This is a genomic window from Pantoea eucrina (genome assembly GCF_001691555.1).
GTDB lineage: Bacteria > Pseudomonadota > Gammaproteobacteria > Enterobacterales > Enterobacteriaceae > Pantoea > Pantoea borealis.
Window position 1 is genome coordinate 11,859 of record NZ_MAYN01000002.1, and the last position, 19,482, is coordinate 31,340.

General features: G+C 57.3%; 10 protein-coding genes. All 10 read right to left on the minus strand.

What is annotated here, in order from left to right; translation table 11 throughout:
• Positions 1-29: 29 nt before the first annotated feature.
• Complete coding sequence (locus tag BBA90_RS02020) at positions 30-8,717, minus strand: hypothetical protein (RefSeq protein ID WP_065647685.1); 8,688 nt, start codon at positions 8,715-8,717, stop codon at positions 30-32.
• Positions 8,686-10,599: a hypothetical protein gene (locus BBA90_RS02025; RefSeq protein WP_065647686.1), complete on the minus strand. Its 1,914-nt coding sequence runs from the start codon at positions 10,597-10,599 to the stop codon at positions 8,686-8,688. Before BBA90_RS02025 ends, BBA90_RS02020 begins: the two co-directional genes overlap by 32 nt.
• Before the next feature lie 79 nt (positions 10,600-10,678).
• On the minus strand, positions 10,679-12,256 hold the full coding sequence (locus BBA90_RS02030) for a hypothetical protein (RefSeq protein WP_065647687.1): 1,578 nt from the start codon (positions 12,254-12,256) through the stop codon (positions 10,679-10,681).
• 10 nt (positions 12,257-12,266) lie between these two features.
• Positions 12,267-12,725, minus strand: coding sequence for a hypothetical protein (locus BBA90_RS02035; RefSeq protein WP_065647688.1), 459 nt, complete (start codon positions 12,723-12,725; stop codon positions 12,267-12,269).
• 12 nt (positions 12,726-12,737) lie between these two features.
• Positions 12,738-15,116 carry a hypothetical protein gene (locus BBA90_RS02040; RefSeq protein ID WP_065647689.1) on the minus strand — a complete coding sequence of 793 codons (2,379 nt, stop codon included), beginning with the start codon at positions 15,114-15,116 and terminating at the stop codon, positions 12,738-12,740.
• 42 nt (positions 15,117-15,158) lie between these two features.
• Entirely contained in the window at positions 15,159-16,112 is a 954-nt protein-coding gene (locus BBA90_RS02045) for a hypothetical protein (protein WP_065647690.1), read from the minus strand.
• A 3-nt stretch (positions 16,113-16,115) separates the two neighbouring features.
• Positions 16,116-16,691 carry a hypothetical protein gene (locus BBA90_RS02050; protein WP_084798738.1) on the minus strand — a complete coding sequence of 192 codons (576 nt, stop codon included), beginning with the start codon at positions 16,689-16,691 and terminating at the stop codon, positions 16,116-16,118.
• Between the two features lie 88 nt (positions 16,692-16,779).
• Complete coding sequence (locus tag BBA90_RS02055; RefSeq protein WP_065647692.1) at positions 16,780-17,964, minus strand: N4-gp56 family major capsid protein; 1,185 nt, start codon at positions 17,962-17,964, stop codon at positions 16,780-16,782.
• A gap of 22 nt (positions 17,965-17,986) precedes the next feature.
• Positions 17,987-19,138 (minus strand): hypothetical protein, encoded by a 1,152-nt coding sequence (locus tag BBA90_RS02060; RefSeq protein ID WP_065647693.1) that lies wholly within the window; start codon positions 19,136-19,138, stop codon positions 17,987-17,989.
• The gene (locus BBA90_RS02065; protein WP_065647694.1) at positions 19,138-19,482 is read right to left on the minus strand and encodes a hypothetical protein; all 345 of its coding nucleotides are present in this window, start codon (positions 19,480-19,482) and stop codon (positions 19,138-19,140) included. The genes BBA90_RS02060 and BBA90_RS02065 overlap by 1 nt, the downstream gene beginning before the upstream one ends.

Genomic DNA, 19,482 nt, shown 5'->3' on the forward strand with positions numbered 1-19,482 from the left:
TAGGAATAGGAGGGCTTTTTTCTTGCCTGTTAGTCTATCAGCCACCACAGCGGGTGGGTCTCATGCGCCCTGAACAGGGCACCCCAGCCGAGGTTTGGCCTCATTGAGTTAGTGACCAGGTTCGATTCCAGCACTCCCGGAATATCCATCGCGCCGGCAGCGCCCGCTGTCAGCAGGAACCGGAGCGGGTTATCCCTGATACTGCGCAGCAGGATTTTCTGAATGCGCAGTTTATAGTTCAGGAACCAGGTCGCCCCCATGCTCTCCAGGTAGTCACGCGAACGCGACGGCAAAATGGAGTAGTTCACAAACTCATCCTGCAGCATTTTCAGTGCTCCCTGCTGGTCCATCTTCTCGCGCTTGCGCGTCTGCAGATGGTCATACAGGGCGTACTTCGCGGTGAAATCACCGTACTGGATCATGCGGTTCAGTCCTGCATAAATCGGCGTGCCGCGGGCAATCAGCGCATAGCGCGCCGCCGTGGTCACACCCTTAGGCAGTTTCGACGTCTGACGCGAAATCCAGCCGTTGAAGTCATTGCGCAGGCTGTAGTCGTCGTTCTCAGAGAGCCCCTCGGCGATCGTCGGCAGGTGGCCATCCATCACCAGCGCGTGAATCGGGCTGCGCGTGTTCTCCGCACGCAGCATCTCCATCTCGCGGCGGTAGGCCGGGTGACGGGCGGTATCCGCGCCGTTGTTCAGCAGCAGTGACAGCTCGTTCAGCCGGCGCTCATTCTTCTGGTATGCATCCACCAGCGTCATGGCCTCGGCGGACTTACGCACGATCTGCAGCGGGCTCATGCCGTGGCCCATCAGCTGGATGTTGTTCGAGATGATGTTATCCCGGGCAACTACCAGCGAGCGCACGACGATCCAGTCTTTGGCGCTGGATACGGCCTCCTGTACAAAACGCTCCCCTTTGCGCAGCTGGCGCGCCGCATCATTCCCCATCACAGCAGACGCCACCGAATAGACCAGATTCTGGATTGTCGGTGAGAGGCGGCTGTTCCCCTCCCAGATTTCATTTACAGACGCACGGCGGAAGCCCAGGGCGTTATCCAGCATATCCTTGCGAACAACCAAATCCCCCCCGAACGTTTCTTTGACCATCTCGCGCATCTCAACCGGCATCAGGCTCCAGGCTTCACGAACCTGCGGATCCTTATGCGCGGCGTTGATGGTGACAAACTCATCCTCACGTCCGACGGTTTTCATGTCCTCGGTGTAGCGCTGGTGCAGCGATTTAACCAGCTCGCGGTTGAACGCCTGCGACAGCTCCTCCTCAACGATGCGGCCGTTCCAGACGCCCAGGTTATGGCCGAGGTCCGTGTTGGCGTTGAGCATGGCATCGCGCACCGCGTGCGGTACCGAATACTCGTAGCCCGAGACGTTGCCGTTGATATCGAACACCGGGCGCATGTTGTTGGTCACGCCGTTCGGTTTGAACGCGCGGCCCTGGTATATGGCGCCGGCGCGCTTCGCACGCTCGATTTTCACCTGCTGGCCGGTAAGGCGGGGCGCGGACACCGGGGAGCGCAAGCGACCGGTGTACGGGTCAACGCCGCCGGCAGTGGCCTGCACGGTCTGCATTGCACCCTGGTTCCACTGCGGGCGTCCGCCTTCGGTGGAGGTGTAGTAGTGCATCACGCCGTGGACATTGCCCGGGTCACCCCTGAACTCTGCGCCCTTGATGTAGCCGCGCTTGATGAGGTCTGCACCCTGTTTCGGGGTGGCGATAACCACTGACTTATGGGTATCGAACGTGGTGTGCATGGCACCTTTGACGGTGTTCATGGTACCCAGGCGTTTACCCTCCTTGACCCGAAGGTTGTTCATCAGGTTCAGGACGAACGTGGCGCCGTTATCGGCTGCGTTCGCTTTCAGCTCACGCGCCATCACGTCGGCCACGTCCTGCTGCATCTGCGCGGGGAGTTTATCGATAGCCTGGAGGGATACCAGTTTGTCGATCGCATCCACGCGCTGCTGCAGGTTGCTCTGGTCAACCTTGAGCTTTGTGCCGGCGAGCGTCGCGATAAGCTGCGCGTTCGGCAGCAGGTGCTGGTTTACTACCTCACCGGTCACCATGAAGTGCGCCAGCGCGTCAGCGGCATCGAGCTGCGTCTGTGCGTGCTGTCCGGTCACGGCCTGCTTCGCTGCTGCAATTTCCTGTGCGCGGTAGGCGCTGTCGCTGTACAGGCGCGCCACGTCAGCCACCTGATAGCCGTGGTTGAGCAGGGCGGCCGCATCCGTTTTACCCACGCCACTGTGCAGCGCGGAGGATTGCTGCGCCGTCAGCGGCTGGGAGAAGCGCTCTGCGACCATTTCCGGTACCTGCTCGCGCAGGATCTGACGTACCTTGTCCACCAGCGGTTTCGCGCGGGTGAGCAGGTTCAGGACAGCGCGGTTGGAATCGGTGATCCCAATCAGCTCAGACATCAGCGACTGCACCGGGTTGAGCAGCTTGTCTTTGGCGCCGCTGTTAATCATGGAGAGCATGGACTCTGCCACGTCGCCGGCAACGCGTTTGCTGCCCATTGCGGCAATGCCGCGCAGGATCCCGGAGGCGGCCAGGCGGGCATTCTCGTTGGCAATCTTCGAGGTGACGCCGTCCGTGTTCTCCGCCAGCCACTTAGCGCCATTGGCCTTCTTCTGGTTCACGTAGTTGTTCACCTGATCCAGGGAGTCGCCGATGCTGCTGGTGGCCTTCACAATGACGTTCTGCTTCGCCTCAGCCTCAAAGTGGGTGAGGTTCTTCGACAGGATATCGAGGCGCTTCTGCATCTCGAGAGAGCGGCCCATGCCGGTACCGAGGTTAGCGGTCCAGCGGATCGCGTCGTTCACTGCACCAACCGCCCGGTCTTCCCAGGTTTTCTCGCCGGCGCGCTCAGGCGTCACGAACTTATCGCGCAGTTTATCGCGCAGCAGTTCGCTGGTCTGGGACGCGGCGAGGAAGTTGGCCAGCTGCTCAGCTGCAGGCAGACCTTCGCCAAACAGGGCGTCGTAGCGCATCTGCGCCATGACCATTGAACCAGTGCCGTCTACCAGGTCCGCCGGCGACAGTGCGCGGGAGGCTTCGGTAAACATGCGTCGCGCTTCAACGGCATTGGCCGGTTTCGCCTCGAATGCCGTCTGCAGCGATGCCTGGGTCATTTTGAAGATCATCTCCTCCTGACCACTCATCGGGAAGCCGCTGGCCATAAACGCATTGGCCGCTTGGCTGATAGCCGGGTCCAGCTTGTCGAAGTCCAGGCGGTCAGCTGCAGTGGTAATGCCGGCAACCGGCTGCTGCGTGGTGTTGATGCGGTTGATGAGCGTGCTCTGCAGGCGATCGAACGTCAAATCCAGGTGTGCCTGGTGAGAGCGGGTCGTACGCTCAGAGCGCAGGCGGCGATTCAGCGCATCCAGATTCAACTGGTTGAGCGGCGCCGCACGGTTTCCGGTGCTGCGGGAAGGTACGTCACGCATCACGTTACCAACGTGACCGGCAATCGAGACAAAGTAGCTCTGCGCAGCGGTACCGATACCCAGCAGTCGCGCAATCGCTTTGAGCACCCGCTCCACGATGTGCGTCTCTTTGTTCTTGTTTTCCGCTTTCTGCAGATCCTCTGCCAGCGCCGGGTTGGTCAGTGACCAGGCCACAAACTCGTTCAGTGCCTCCTCACGATTCCCGCTCTCCACCATCTGGCGGATTGTTGTCTGTACGCGCTGGCTCTTATCGGACAGCTCGATGAGCGGACTATCCTCATTGCTGGCGAGGAAGTCGTTCATGATGCGGTTAAGCGCGGTGATGCTTTCACGCTGGCTGGCGTTCAACTGCTGCGGATCATAGAAGTAGTTGTGCAGTTGGTTGCGCGTGGCCGCGTGAACCATCTCGTGCAGCATGGTCTCGCCTGAGTGATTTTTCAGGAAGATTTGCGAACCCCAGTACATGCCGTTGGTTTCATTCAGGTCCACGTCGCCCAGGTCAGGGAAGTGCTCCATGATGTACTGCTTGAGCTGATTTTCGTCGCCAACGTGCATCTGCAGGTCTTCCGGTAGATATTTTTCCACCTGGCTCAGAACAAAATGCGGGATACGCGCCTTCTTGCCGGCTACTTCATCCAGATATTTGTGGAGCGCCTCAACGGACTGCGTCCGGCTGTAGGTCGTGACCTTGTCACCGGACGGGGCTTTCTGGTCACTGAGGTGACGCATAATTGCTTCATCCGGAACAGGATTGTTGTACTGCTTGCTTTCCGGATCGTCCGCTGCAATGCGATTGGCTTTGCTCTCCACCGCTTCTTTGAACAGCAGCTGATCTACCTGGCTATCCGGTACGGAAGCAAGGTCAGAGCGGTTAACCACAGGAGTCTGGTTGCCGGCCATATGGTCAGTGCTGGTTTTGAAGTGGTTGAAGATAACCTGCTTCACCGAGGTGGTTTTATCAGAGATGTCGCCTACTGCTGCAATGCTGCTCTCTAACCGCCTGAACAGATAGTGTGCTTTTCTTTCTACGTCGGCGGACACGCCTGGCTTATTCCAATCGCTGATTTTGTGCAGTAGCCGGTTGATTTCCTTTTCAGGCATGGCAGCAAAATCAGCTGCGGTCACGTCTTTCATGCTGCCTTTCATCGACTCGTAAACGGTACCGGCTAGGTCATACTGCCAGGCTTTGAACACGGAGGAGTTGATGTAATCGGCCGCTTCATTGAGCTGTCCCGGCATGACTTCCAGGCCATCGAACATATTGAGAGCTCTGCCATGTTTCAGGAAGTAATCCGCCATCATGGTGGCGTCACCTGATGCAATGGTCAGCATAGGTGCTGGACGCGCACCTGGTTCGCCAAAGCGCAGGGTCGGGACTTCTGTACCGCCGCCGAAGATAGACTCCACCTTTTTGTTGCCCGGCCCGCTGTTGAGCTCTTTACTCATCAGCATACCCTGCCGCGGCGTCACGCCGTCTGAGAGGCTGGTGTGGTAGATTGGCGCCAGGTGAGAGACCTCATCGTACACTTCCTGGATCTGCTTTTTAGTCAGGTCGTTATACGAGGCGGTTGTGCCCTCTTTGATGAGTGCTGCCAGTTTACGCTCACGCGCAGCATTAAACGCTGCTTCAAACACGCTGTGCTGGTCATTGGCTGCACTACGGATTTTACTACTCGAGTCAATAACGTGTTTGAGGGTGGACGCAATCGCAATATTCATGATGTCACCCATACCATTCTCGAAAGCAGCGTCAATTCGCTCAATTTGATAGGAGCTGAACTCGAACTTTTCGTACGTGTCCGGGTTATTCAGTTCCTTTGCCCCTGTCAGCGTGATAGCCGCATTACGGATATCATCATCCAGCAGCGTATCTCTGGACATAGCCTCACTCAGCCCTGCGTACACCACGTCTAGCATCTCATTACGCAGCTTCTCGCGGATAGAGGTTTCGGAAGATGAGTATACGGTCTGCGTGACCGGACCTTTGGCAATGCTGCGCTTAGTGCGATACGTGGAAAAGTCAGCGATATCGGTAAACTGCACCATTTTGGCTTTGCCCAGTAGTATCATCTGTGCCTGCAGTTCTGGAGTGGTGTTACCCTGATACTTATCACGCATCAGCGTGTCAGCAGTATCGGCCACCGTTTCGTAGATATCGTCATTGTTCTCTGAAAACACGTTGAGCGCAGTGTCGTCTGAGTTGATGAATAACCCGACTTTTGCCAGCAGGTCGCGCAGTTTTTTACCGAGAACCACAGTACCCATCTGGACGATCGCATGAGCAGGGCCATCGGTCTTGCCATCCAGCTCCATCGTGAGATGGTTGTTAAAGGTTGCCTCCCCGCTGTGCAGCGCGCTTTCGTATTTGGCCTGAGCCAGCAGACCATGAAATGACTTCATGCCCTGGCCGGCTGCGTTCACCGCATCCGTGATTGCAGCAACATCGCTCGGGCTCAGTCTGCTGAAATCACCCAGCTGGCTGCGCAGAATGTCGATGGCATTGCGGATCACTGGTGTGTTCAGCGTGGTGTTCAGCTCGCGCGCCGCGTTGCGGTTGGATTTTCTATCAATGTCCACGCCCAGCGCCTGCGCCACGGCCAGGGTGAAGTCACGGATATGTGCTTTATCATTCACCTTCAATGCGACCGGGGTGATGGTCAGCAGCTCGCGGTGATATTTATGCCGCTGCGGGTTGAACGTGCTCGACTGCATCATGCCACGCAGGTTGCTGCCCACCTTCCAGGCAAAGTGAACTGGTACGTCATGCAGCGCACGATCGCCAGCTTTTGCGGTCAGGTCACGCATACCGTCTTCAAAAGTCTCGATAGCGCCCATGATTGACTGGTTTTGTCCTTTGACCGTGCGCGAATGGACGATGTTTAGCCCTTCGAGAGGCGAGTGCCCCAGCATTTTGGCCATGTTTTCCGTGCCCATGCCGCGAACCAGATCGTGCAGGTCTGCGTTCAGGAAGAATGGCTCCTGCTGCAGCTTTTTCTGATACTGCTCCATTTTACGGGACAGCACCTGTACCCGGGAGCGTCCCTGGCTTTTGCCTGTACTGCGGGGAACCTCGTCAATGAAGGCCGAGGTTTTGCTCTCAGGGTCAAACATGCGGCTGGTGAGGTCAAGCTGGGTACCCAGTGCTTTACTGAGGTTGTTCAGCGTGTCGCCTTTTTTATCCAGGAAGCGGATGGTTTTGATATCCCGGAACGGCTTCTCGCCGTTTTGGGTATCCGCTTTTGCGATCGGTATCGTCACATTCTCAATTTCAGCCATGCCCACGGTGGTCATCAGGTTCAGTGAATCCTGCGCCAGGCTCAGGGCAATACCGTCAGCAATATTTTCAGGCGCATCTTCATTGGCCTTCATACCGATAGCGCGGTTCAGCGACTGTGCCAGGCGTTGGGCTACCTGCGTGAATGACTGATTGCCCTCAGCAAACACCTCGTAGAGCTTGTCGGTGACGTCGTCGATATCAATGCCCAGCTGCTCTGCGATCGCATCGCGTGATAAGGCGGTGCCCGGGCGCATGTTATCCAGCGCATGCTTCATGGTAGTCATCGCCATGGCGTCAGTGAGATGCCGCGATGGGATTGCCATAACCTGCGAACCATCATCCGCAGTCTTCATCTTAGAGAAGTAGAGGATAGGGGAGTTACGCCACGCAATCTGGTTTGGATCGGTGTGGGTTACGCCATCTTTTTTGTAGCTGCCCAGCTTTTTATGTATTGCCGGAAGCAGGTTCTGACGGAACTGGTCGTTGAATTTAACCAGCAGGTCCAGCCCCAGGCGCTGATCCGCATCAAGCGTTTCAGTATCTTTGAGCTGGAGCAGCTCGCCGAGTTCTGTACCGGTACCCGTCAGAGCCGTTTTGAGGCGGGCCATGAAATCAGGGGTGCGCGCCAGCAGTGATTTGCCGGCAACCGGAGTGAAGTATTTCAGGACGACGTTATCTACGCGGTCGGCGTGATCGATATCTGTGTGACCTTCTGGCTTCTCGCGCTCGAGTTTAGGCGTCAGGCCAGCGAACATCCGTTCAGCGCCCGTTTGCACCGGTTGCTCATCGACCACAGGTTCACTTGCAGCTGGACTATCAGCCACAGGCTCAGATGGTTCAGGCGTTGCATGCTGTGGCTCCTCGACGGTTTCACTTGGTGGAGTCACAGGTTCTTGGTTAGCGGTTACTGGGTCCGCTGCAGGGGCAGGTTCAGGGATATTCTCCCTGGTTTGATCTGCAGTGTCCACCGCTGCCGGCGCTGATTCCGCGCGGGTCTCCGCCACTTCTGGTGCAGAAACAGGCTCGGATTCGGGCTCTTTGATCTGCTCTACCGGCTGCGCAGTCTGCGCTGCTGGTTCAGCGGCTTTCGCTTCCTCAGCCCACTTCGCTTTGAGGTCAGCGATCGTCACTTCACCTGAGGCGAGGTCCTGCATCTCCGGACGGGTCAGCTCACGCTCGCCGTTAAACACGCCGGTACCGGTAGTGCTCTCGCGCTTTAACTCAGTTTTTGAATTCTGCGTTTGCTCTGCGGGCTGCGCTGTAGCGGCGTTACTGAGGTCCAGTTTTGGTAAAGTTATTTTTGAACCAGCGCCATTGAGAGCAGGGTGGTCGTCCAGCACCCGGTTATAGTTGTTGACCAGCAGCTCCGCCTCTTTGTGGATCTGCTTCATCAGCTCGACGGATTTACCTGAGGCGGTCATCGCTTTAGCGGTACCGGTTTTGGCATTCACCAGCGAGTTATACGGGGTACCATCAGCGCGCACGACGTTCACTGCGCCGTTACCCGGGTTTGCCTGGAACTGCTTATATGCGCGGGTAAAGTCGCGGGACTTGTCTGTCATGTGCTGTGCGAACTTACGCAGCCCTTCCAGCGACTGCTGGGCGCCTTTGACGTCATTGGCCGCCAGGTTGCCGTGGATGTTCTCCAGGTGCTCACGCAGGCTCACGAAGCCGTTACCGTTACCTTCGGTCACGTCTTTGTTCACCAGGTCGGTACCTTTGTGCTCCGCCAGCGCGCCAATCTGCTGCGCACCCTTGAGCTGGGTAACCTGCTGCTGGGAGAGGCCGAGCTTCTTCGCGTTGCCGATGATCTTCTGATACAGCGGCTGCGGTACCGATTCAGGGTTGAGGGTAGCGGCCTGCTGCACGCTGCGGGCTGCCTGCTCAATCTGCGGCGTGACCTGGTCGATGATGTCCGGGATCACGTTGCCGCTTTTCACCAGTTCAACCCAGCGCCGCGCTGTTCTCTTTAGCATACGCGGACACCTGAACGGCGGCATCAGACTGAATTGCCTTCGTCAGCGCATCAGCGCGCTTCTGCGCAACCGCGTCATCCGGATTCTCCTCGAGCTTCTGTACGAGCTGGTTACGCTCTGCAACCATACCCTGCAGCGCCTGGAAGGCGTTGGCCGCCAGCTGCATCTGGTTGTCCGGAGACACCGATTCAATGTGCGGGCTGCTCATGATGTCGTACAGGCGACCGAACTTCGTCAGGCGGTCTTTGCCTGCAGGCGTAGCCGTCTGCGGGACCGGCTGCTGCGCGGCGATCGCTTCTTCTTCCGGGAGTGGAGCGGGCTGTTCAGGTTCAGCGGCCTGCGCACTGTCGTCCGCCTGCGGCTCCGCCCTAGCGTACTCCTGCGCTGCCGCCTCAACGGTCTGGGACTGGGCATCAGCGTCAGCGGCTGCCTGCGTTTCACCATTGAGTTTGGTGCGCTTAGCAACGAAATCCTGCAGCTTGTCTTTAGCGTATGCCGCACCTTTTTTGGCTAGGTCAGTAGTCGCGTTGGCGGTTACGACAGCGGTACCGGCAGCAGCGCTCGGTGCCTGTACTGCACCTGACAGGCCGACAGCAGCAATCGCACCCATGCCCGCCTGCTCACCGACGCCTTTAGTCAGTGACTGCGTTTCATCAGCATGCTGCTGCACACCGATATTCTGAGCCAGCTGGCCGCTACCGGACTGCAATGCCTCCTCGACGGTCTCTTTACCCATGCCGGACAGTGCATGCAGTACGCGGCCGGCGCCGGTTGCACCGCCACCAGACATCGGGGAGAGCTCGAAGCGCGCAGCAATTTTACCGGTCAGCGCAGCAGCAGGTCCCTGGATGGCCAGCGCGGTATTAGCTGCACGCTGCGCCACGACGGCCCTGGCGTCTTCCGGAGAGTAATTCTGCTGGATCAGCTCACGGTATTCCTGCGAGTTCTTCTGCAGGTCTTCCGGCTTCATCTGCATGACCTGGTCAAAGGTTTGCTGGCTGGCACCGGTTCCCTCTGTCACCCCGATGCTTGTCATCAGGTTGCGGGTACCCTGCTTCTCTACCATTTCTTTGCCCGCAGCCGACAGCAGGAGGTCTTTAGTTTCTGCTGCGGTTAGGCCAGCAGTAACGGACCGAATGGCCGCTAATTTGCTCAGCGGACCGAGAGCCAGCGAGGGAACCTGCTGCGTCACGAAATTAGCCATGTAAGCAGGGTCTGCTGCGAGATTTTTCGCACCGCTGATCGCACCGCGGAGGGTCTGCAGACCGTCCGCCAGATGGGAATTCATCCCATTGGCCACGTCCTGGTCACGTTTAGCCTGGTTCTCTGTTTCATTGCGTTCGCCCTGCAGACCGGCGCCCAGCGCACCCATCTGAGAGTCATCAGAAAGCTCGCCGTTTAAGCGCGAGTTAATCTTGGAGAGAAACGCGCCGTAACGCGCGGCGTGCTGCGCAAGCTCAGTCTCCTGCCGACGGAAAAAATCACGCTGCTCATCGGTACCGATATGCTGACCAGCACGAGATACCACATTACCCAGGGCGAGAGCGCCGCCGTACAGGCCACCAACCAAACCGACAGCACCCTGATCCAAGGAAACTGCAGCATCGTGCATGATCTCCTGTCCGGAGCGTTCGTGATTTTGATAGTTACGCTCAATGGCCACGCCAGTATTGAAATCCTGACGGTCTTCGAGTGCCTTATCGCCGTATTTTGCGGCCAGCAGATTCGGGTGCATGTGCTGCAGGTCATTGATGTACGCATTCTGCGCGCTCATCTCCGACTTTTTCTGGTCGGCGACAACAGCAGTCTCCTGCTGCTTTGAGTCGTTTACGAGAAGACCGGCCAGGGTCTTTCCGTAACCGCCCAATGATTCAAATGCCATTTGCTGATCCTCAGACATTAAAATGGGGGAGTGTGTGTAACCCCCCCATAATAAATTAAGTCAGATCAGGCTCCTACCTTTAACCACCCCCCATTAACATGCGCTGCCAAAGGAGACCATCCACCATCTGCGCATTCCCGGGAACTGCACCTATCTGGGCCTGGTTCGGTCCACCCGGAACCGAAAGCGTATCTTTAGTAACGCGTGCATCAAGCGTACCGAGGAGTTTATTGGTTTCCTGCTGCTGGGCTGCGAGCTTAGCCTCAACCTCTTTAGTAGGCTTACCGTTCGCGCGTAGCCTCGCTAATTCGGTAGAGAGCTCCTTAATTTTCAGCATGCCCTGCTGAGGCGCGTAGAGTGCATTATTACGCTCAATTCGCGCATTAGCCTCATCCCCATTTAAGCGGTAATTTTTTAATTGCTTAGCCTTTTTCAGCACCGCATCTTTGTCATAAACAAGTCCGGGCCTGCCCCAGTTTTTCATTTTGAGCAAAGAAGGACCAACATTGTTCTGCATGATGCTGACAATGTCAGGGTAGGGAAGGCCGGTCTCTTGTTGTATGCCGTTCAAAAACTCGGCAATCTCGCCTGGCGTGTCGTAGTTTACGCCTTTGGCCGCAATATCAATCAGCTCGGTCGCGGGCTTACCCTGGAGCTTATCTAAACCAGTTGTGATGCTGTACAGAGGGTTTTTAAGTTTCTGCGCCTCATCGTAGCGGGTAGTGAGATCGCTGAGCGTCTCCTGCTGCTTCGCGTTAGGGGTACCCGCCACGCGCAGCTGTTCTTTTTGCTGCGCATCTGTCAGCTGCAACCCGCGGTTGTACTGCTCGTCAAACGCTGAGTCTGCTGCAGTTTTCTGTGCTGAGTTCAGTTTCAGATAGGCATCAGATTTGTGGAAACCCACCAGCCCATCATTTTCCGAACCAGCCTGCAGTGCTGCCTGCGCGGCACCCTGCCCAAGCGAATACGCCCCGGACGTGTCCTTCTTCGCACGGTCTGCATCATCCAGCGTGTTTTTACGCTGCATCTCTGCTTTCTGCATATTCAGGCGATCACGATCAACTGCTACACCTGCCATAGTGCCGGCGTACGACAGGCTCTGGCCGCGTTGCGTTGTAGCATCCTGACGCGTTGCTTCCATATAAGGCATCAACTGCCCCAGTGCCTGGGCGGAACCTGCACCGAAATCATGTTTGGCCATATAGGCGCGAAACGCGTCAGGATTTGAACCAGCCAGCCCTGCTGCTTCCTGGAGCTCGTGGGCATGGGCCTGGAAATCCGTATTGGCATTTAGCTTGAGCTGGTTATCAGCATCCACCTGGATCTGACCGCGGCGGGCCATTAGCGCAGCGTTAAACTTGTCATAGTCAAAGGCACCGCCAAACTGTGCTTTCAGGTTATCTGCTGAAAACGCACCGCTGTCTCTGTGCTTATTCAGGTCATCTATGCTGCTGATGCCTGCCAGCGCATTGATCATCGCCCCGGTGTTCTGCTGCTTTTGGTTATCGAAGTTCGCATTCGACGCATCGGTGAACGACTTGTCCACGCCCTGCAGCGCGGTAAAGCCAGAGTTCAGTGTGCGTATCGCGTTATCGATGGAAGGCGCCCCGTAACCCTGACGGGGGCCGTCCACGTTTTGCCACGTTAGAACGGCCATCTTATTCTCCTCAGGTACTCAGTTTGTGGGATGCCAGGTAGGACTGCACATCAGCCTCTTTGCCGGCATAGTTCGATGAACGACCGCGGATCTTGTCTTCCAGCGCCGTGTTGTAGGAGCTGACCGAATTACGCAGGTTCGTCTCATACGCCTTCTGCTGCAACGCCAGCTGCTGCTTGGCCAGGCCATAGCTCTGGAAACCGGCATAGAGGTTGCCCAGTCCCTGCAGCGCGCCGAGACCCGCACCCAGTGCGCCTACCTGCGTATTCCCGTTTTTATCCTTGCCGCCAACCCAGCCACCGATTGAGTCAAGAAACGAGCCCCATCCGCCGGCAGCACCAGCAGCACCAGTACCCGCACCGGCTGTGTCGATAACCGACTGCCCGGTACCGGCAAAGGTGTTAGGGCTTATTCCCGACTGGAGGCTGGTAGCGCCACCATAGTTTTGAAAACCATAATCCTCACCCATGTATCACCTCGTTTATCTCAGGAAATTACTGCCAATATTCAGCGCGTTATCCACGTAAGAGTTTACCTGGCCTGTCACCATCGAAATAGCGTTAATGGGGTTCGTTGTGCGCGTGATGAATGACGATGGCGACTCGAACACGGTGAAGTAGCTGCTCTGCAGCTGCATCAGGTCAACCTCGTGGCTCGCGGTATCGAGCGTCTTCATCGCTGCGTTCACGTCATCCATCCGGCTGGTGTATTCAGCCGCGTTCCGGCGGATCTGCTCTGCCACGTCCAGCGTCTTGTACTGCATGCTCATCTGGTAGCCGGAGACCGAGGCATTCATGCTGGCCAGCAGCGCCTGGCTCGACATCAGATCGGTGCTCAGCGAGACCTCACCCGTCGCCGCATAGCTGCTGCCCGCCGCGTACGCGCCGTAGGCAAGCGTGGCCACTGCAATGATGGCGAACACTTCGGGCGCCACGTAGCGCGCTATCTGGCGCAGTACGATCGAGGCGGCAACGCCTATCGCAATCTGCGTACCAATCCCCACAGCCAGGGCGACGCCCGCAGAGGCGCCGGCTGCGGCAGCAGCCGAAGCGACGGCAGCGGCCGGCGCAGAGAGCGAACCGAACGAAGCAATCGTCACCACGATGGCAATCACGATCACCACAACCTTGAAAATGCTGGTCTGGTACCACTTCTGCTTCACGGTTTTGTAGCTGTTGAACGTGATGTGCATGCAGTCGTAGCAGGTCTGCGTGATGTCCACGATCCCCATCTGGTCGAACACCTGACGGTTCAGCGGCACGATGAAGTTGGAATCCCCGTCCTCATCCCCGCTCACGCCTTTGGCGGCGCTGGTGGTCACGGATTTTCCGTTATAAACCCGGTTGTCATGCTGCGCGCCGACAATCTCCAGCACCTCACACTGCGTGGCGCTGACCTGCTTGGTGATGCGCATCGGGGTAGCCTGCACGGTGTACTGCTCGATCGTGTCCTGGGCATCAGAGTAGATGGTGTATTCCACGTCATCCTTCTGACAGGTGATCTCAATGTGGCCCACCTTGCCGATCACCCTGTTCACCGTGGTCAGGTTGATGTACTGCCATGACAGTGTCACGTTGTACCAGTTCTCGTTGTTGTAGCGGATGCTCAGCGAGTTGGTACCGGGCTGCATGATGCGCGCCACGTTGCCATAGACGTACTTACCCTGCTCCTGGCGCTCTTTGACGTAGTCGTTATAGCGCGATTTCCACAGCTCCCAGTCCAGCTTTGAGTAGCGCTGGTGCGCCATCAGGTAGCTGAAAAACTGGAACAGGTACTCCTTCGACTCGTTGACTTTGGTATTGAGGGCAATACCAAAGTGAATGAACGCGAAGTCCACGTCACCGATGTTTTTGTTGGTGTTAATCGACCGGGCCAGGTCCGTCATGCTCAGGCCGGCTTTGGTCAGCAGCTTCTTCGACGTTTTGTACTGCGCCGTGTTCTGGTACTGGGCAGACGTCAGATCCTTGTTGTTGTCGCGCATCACTACCCAGGGGTAGTACGGGCTCGCCAGGTTAGCCGTTGCCTGCAGCTTATCGAGCGCCGGGTACGTTCCGCTGCCGAGCTTATAGATGAAGTACTTCACGCGATCGGTCACGCCCACGGTTTTGGTGGTGACGGTCGTGGTGGTGGTCTGCGCCTCATCAATCGTCACCTGCGTACGCACCGCGGTCGTGGTCGTCACGCCGCTCTGCGTGCTGGTGGTAGAGACCGTGGAGTCACTCTCTGCGTCACCGTCCTTATAGGCCGCCTGGCTCGTCTGCTTGGTCACCACAGCATCATTCACGCCGCGGTACGGGGCGTAGAGATAGCTGCGCAGATTGTCTATCTGCACGGTGAATGAGAGCCCCTGCTTTGAGCCAGAGGGCGTTGTGATGATCACCTGCACCAGGCCAGTCTGCGAGATATCGCTGTCCACGATGTTCCCCTCTGCCGGCACGCCAGCGGGCGGGTTCGCAAAGGTGTTGGTGGACTCATCGTAGCCGTAGTGGTCCGCCAGGTACTGGTACACCCAGAAAGCGTAATCCGGTGAGCCAATGTACACCTCTGTCACCAGCACCTCTTTGCCGGCGATCGCGCGCAGCGTAGGCGTCACGTCATCAACGGACACATCGCCCGTGACAACCGACGAGGAGGGCAGCCCCAGCGCGTAGTGATCGCGCCCGTACCGGTAAGCCTGCTTGAGGCGCATGCCCTGGCCATTGAGGTAGGAGCCGCGCATATCTTCCGCGAGGGAGCCGGACTGTGTGGAGAGGATGGAGTTAATGACAACAGACTGCAGGTAGTTGGTTTCCGAATCCTTCGACAGGTTGTAGCTGACCGAGGAGACGTAGGTTTTTTTCTTTCTGCTGAATAGTCCCATAGTAAAAAGGGAGCCGTAGCTCCCTTCCTCCGTTAGCGGTTATCAGGCCACACCGGCCCGGGAATACAGGTTACGCATCACCGTGTTGATGGTGCTGGTGTCGATACTGGTCGGCACCTCCACGCCATCATCCGCCGTTTTACGGGTCATCCAGGAGTCCATCAGGATCTTGGCTGCCTTCTGCTCTGCATCGCGGCTGAACGCGTCACCCTGGCGCTGCTGGAGCGTCTTCTGTGACTTTACGATACCGGCGACAGCGGCACCGTCCGTACGCGTGTCCAGAGTCTGCGCGCGCTCAGTCTCGATCTTCTCTTTCATCAGCGCGGTCTGCTGTGTATTCAGCGCAACCTGGCTCGTGACTGCAGAGGTCTGAGCAACAGCCTGCGACGTCTGCGCGTCCACCAGCTTCACCTCGGAGGCTACCTTACCGGTCGTCGCCACAACCTGGGCGTTCTGACTGGTGAGGAGCTGCGCTTCCAGCGGAGACTTGATCTTGGCGTCTGCCACCTGCTGGGTGGTGAGCTCAATCTGCGCCTTCGCCTGGTCGAGCTGTGCGGCCACCAGCGGGAGCTGCGCCTGTTTCAGCTGCAGGTCCACCTTTGCCACTTCCAGCTGCTCGCGGGTGAGGTCCAGCTGAACCAGCTGTATATCCTGGGCCGTTTTCTTGAGGACCAGCTCCTGCTCAGCGATGGCCGTTTCAGCCTGCGCCTGCTGGATCTGCGCTGCAGTAGCCAGCACCTGCGCATACGCCTGGTCACGCGTGGTCAGGTACTGAATGGCGTTCTGCATGCAAGCCTGGACGCCACCCAGGTAGACGGTCGCATAGTCGTTGCCGCTGATGCGCCCCTTTTCCAGCTGCACCAGCAGATGCTCACTCATCGTGCTCATCATTCGGTCAAACAGGCCGGCACCGCCGATCGTCATGTCGGTGAGGTCATCATTGGTCATTGGTTTGGCGCTGGCCAGCAGCGCGTCTACCGGGATGGCAGTCGTCATGCGTTAGCCCTCGAGCGCTGCAGCGGTACCGCTGGCCATAGCCTGGCGCTGCGCCAGCTCTTTCAGTTCCTGCTCAGTCAGCGGAGGCAGGACTTCCAGACCGAACTCGCGGATCTGATGCGGTTCGTGGGTCTCCAGCGACTTGCCGCTGCCGACCTGGCGTTTCTTACGCATGACGGTGCACTTACGGCGTGCCAGCTCATCAAAGATGATCTGCGGGATATGCCAGCCGTTGTCGGTCACTTCACCAAACGGAACGAAGTGTTTCACCACGCCGATCACCGCGTTGGATACCGTGATGATTTCACCGGTGATGTCCTGCTTCGCCGGGTTCATGCAGGTAATGCGGCAGCGCACCAGCTTGGTTGCGTCTTTGCGCATCTGGCGGTGACGCTGGGCTTTGGTCAGGACTACAGGATCAGCAGATGGCTCGGCTGCCGTCGCGGCGACTTCGTCGCCTTCGGCGCCCGCCATCTTCTCGTTGATACGTGCACGCAGGGTCTCAGCGCCGATATTGGCAGAGTAGGCGATGCCCAGGGTGTCAGCTTTGCGTTTCAGTTGCTCTAATTCGTTGCTCATTACGTCATCCTTTTTCAGCTGGGTGGCACCAGCAGTCAATCAACAAAAAAGGCGGGAGCATCGCTGCCCCCACCTCGTCAGTCAGTCATCAGACTGGTGCGACGGTTTTCACCAGGGCGATCCACTCAGGACGCTTAACCAGTGTGCCGTAGTACCATTTGATGGACATCAGGCCGGTCTCACCGTACGGGTCATCGCGGGTTACCATCTCTTTACCTGGGTATTTGGTATTGATGGTGAACTTCACGGATTTACCGTCGGTCTGGAAGCCGATCGTGGTGAACGACTCGCCAGAGACTGCCAGCATCGGATAGACGTCGTACTTATCGCCTGTCTCACGGTAGCCCGGGTTCGCGTCAGTTGCCGAAGCACCTACGCCTGCCCAGTGATACATTTCCGGAACCAGCACAATGCGGAAGCGGTCGATAGAACCGATTTCGCCATTGAGCAGGGTACCTGCGTCAGCGTACTGCTGAACGGAGATAAACGCCGGATCGCCAAAGCTGTCTTTCATCTTACGCAGCATCGGTACCAGCTCAGAGCCAACGTACAGGATACGTGCGCTGTTGATGGTACGGGTGTCTACCATGCGTGAACCAGAGATGATCTTCGTGTGCTTAGGCGCACGGTTGTCATCAAGGGTCAGCGCCAGGCGCACCAGCTGATCGTAGGTAACCAGAGACGCAGCCGAACCTTCACCGGTGATGGTTTCGTTGCTGGTGGCTTCGCCGCCATAAACGATAACGCCGGCACCATTCAGCAGGTCGTACTGCAGAATCGCTTCGGTCATCTGGCCAGCGCCGTTCACCATCTCACGGGAGAAGTGACCGAACAGCTCATCATCAGAGTCGAAGTCCACAGATTCCTGGGTCCACTCAGTGAAGAAACCCATCTTGAAGATGGTGGCTTCACGGGTGATACGGGTAAAGCCAACGCGGTTCACGCGGCCGCCGTTCTCGCTCAGCTTAGGCAGTTTGCCAACCATTGAGCCAATGTCTTTGCTTGAGCCCCACAGGTTGCCGTTCGCAATGGTCGCGCCAGCAGCGTCGATGCCCTGGTCGTTCACGTTGCGATCGTCCAGCAGCGGAATGTACTGGAACAGCTTGATGGTTTTACCCATGTTCTTCGGCATGTCGGTCACGTCTGCCAGCGGCGTGAAGTACTGCTCACGCACGGCGTCGATGATCGACTTCTTGTACCAGTAGTCGGTACGGATCTGCGGGCCGATGTTGGACGCTTTACCGCCAACGGGATTGTTGTACTGTGCACTCATCGTAGTCACCTGTTATCGCGGGTTAAAATTTAGCAGCGGCTCTTTCAAATTCTTCGTCCGACATAGCCAGGAGGTTGAAGTCCTGTTTAGCCGGGGCAGACGTTGTTTTAACGGTACCGGCGGCGCGCGCACGGGCAGCGCGATCGGTATCCGTCTCAGCGGCTGGAGCTTTAACGCGGGTGGCAACGGGTTGTGCAGGGGCAGGTTCAGCAGCAGCAGGGGTCGCGGCAGTAGCGGTTGCTTGCAGTAATCCTTTGGCCTGTAACTCATCACCTACCGCCTTGAATGCTTCCAGGCTGGAAAGGTTTTTCAGGTCACCAAGCATCTTGCGACGGTCAACTTCGGAGGCGATTTGGTCATAAATACCGTTCGCCATCAGGCCATTGATGTCTGCAATTACTTGGGGATTCTCCGCGAGTACCCGCTTACTGTGGTCATCCCATGCAGTGACGGTCTGAAGGGTTCGCTGACCGGACGGAGAGGCTTGTACCTCATCCAGAACCTGATCAAGCTCCACTTCTTTGTCACTGACGGCATGCGCGCCAGGTGCGTACTTGGGGGCGTTCTCTAAATCCAGTGACAGCGGATCAACACCACTGTCTTTCAGCAGCTGCTGGATGGCGGCAGGGTCTTTCTTGCTTATATCAATAAGGAATGAAAGTTTGCCTTCATCTAACAACTGGTTATTGTCGAGCATTTTAAGAATTTTCATGGACGGCTTCAAGCCTTCCATCTTCTTATTGTAGTTTGCGCCCATTTGCATCAAACGGATAGCATCATCGACGCTTTTTACGGTGATATCCCGTCCGTTGGCCTTGAACGGCGCCATAATGCGCTCGTACTCAGCCTGATAGTTGATGGCAGGGGCAGCATCGGCGTCTTTTGCCTTATCAGCAGCTGGATCCTCCGCCGGCGCAGCAGGTTTAGCCTCTTTCTGCGGATTGGCATCGACAACCTCGGCAGGTTCGACAGGAGCAGGCTCATTTTCAGCAGGGACTTCCTGCTCAGCCGGGACTTCTTCCACGGCAGCAGGCACCTCCTGATCATCACCAGGGACTTCTGCAGGCGATTCCTCTGCGTTCTCCACAGGAGCCGGGATCACCGGCTCGTGTGAAGCATTGAGGAAGTCGTCGTCAGACATAGCCAGTTCGTTGACTTCGTTCTCAGCGCTCATCAGTGACCGGCCTCCGCTTCTTCACGGCGAAGCTCCTCGAGCTCCTCCATGTTTTCCTGCAGCGCCTTACGGGCGTTCTCGGTCAGGTTGTCCTGCAGGCGTAACCACGCGCTGAAACGGCCAACGGCCATGATCTGCGCGTCGATATCCGCCTGATCGGCAGGTGACTGCATACCCGGGTCAGATTTCAGGTGAACCAGACGGATAGCTTCTTCACGCTGGTAGCCGGTCGCGATGACTTTTACGAAATCACGGTTGCTCAACAGACGTTCGAGTGCTTCACCAAACGCGATGTCTTTCTTCGCGCGCTGGATGTTAAGTTCGACGTTCTGAATATTACTCAT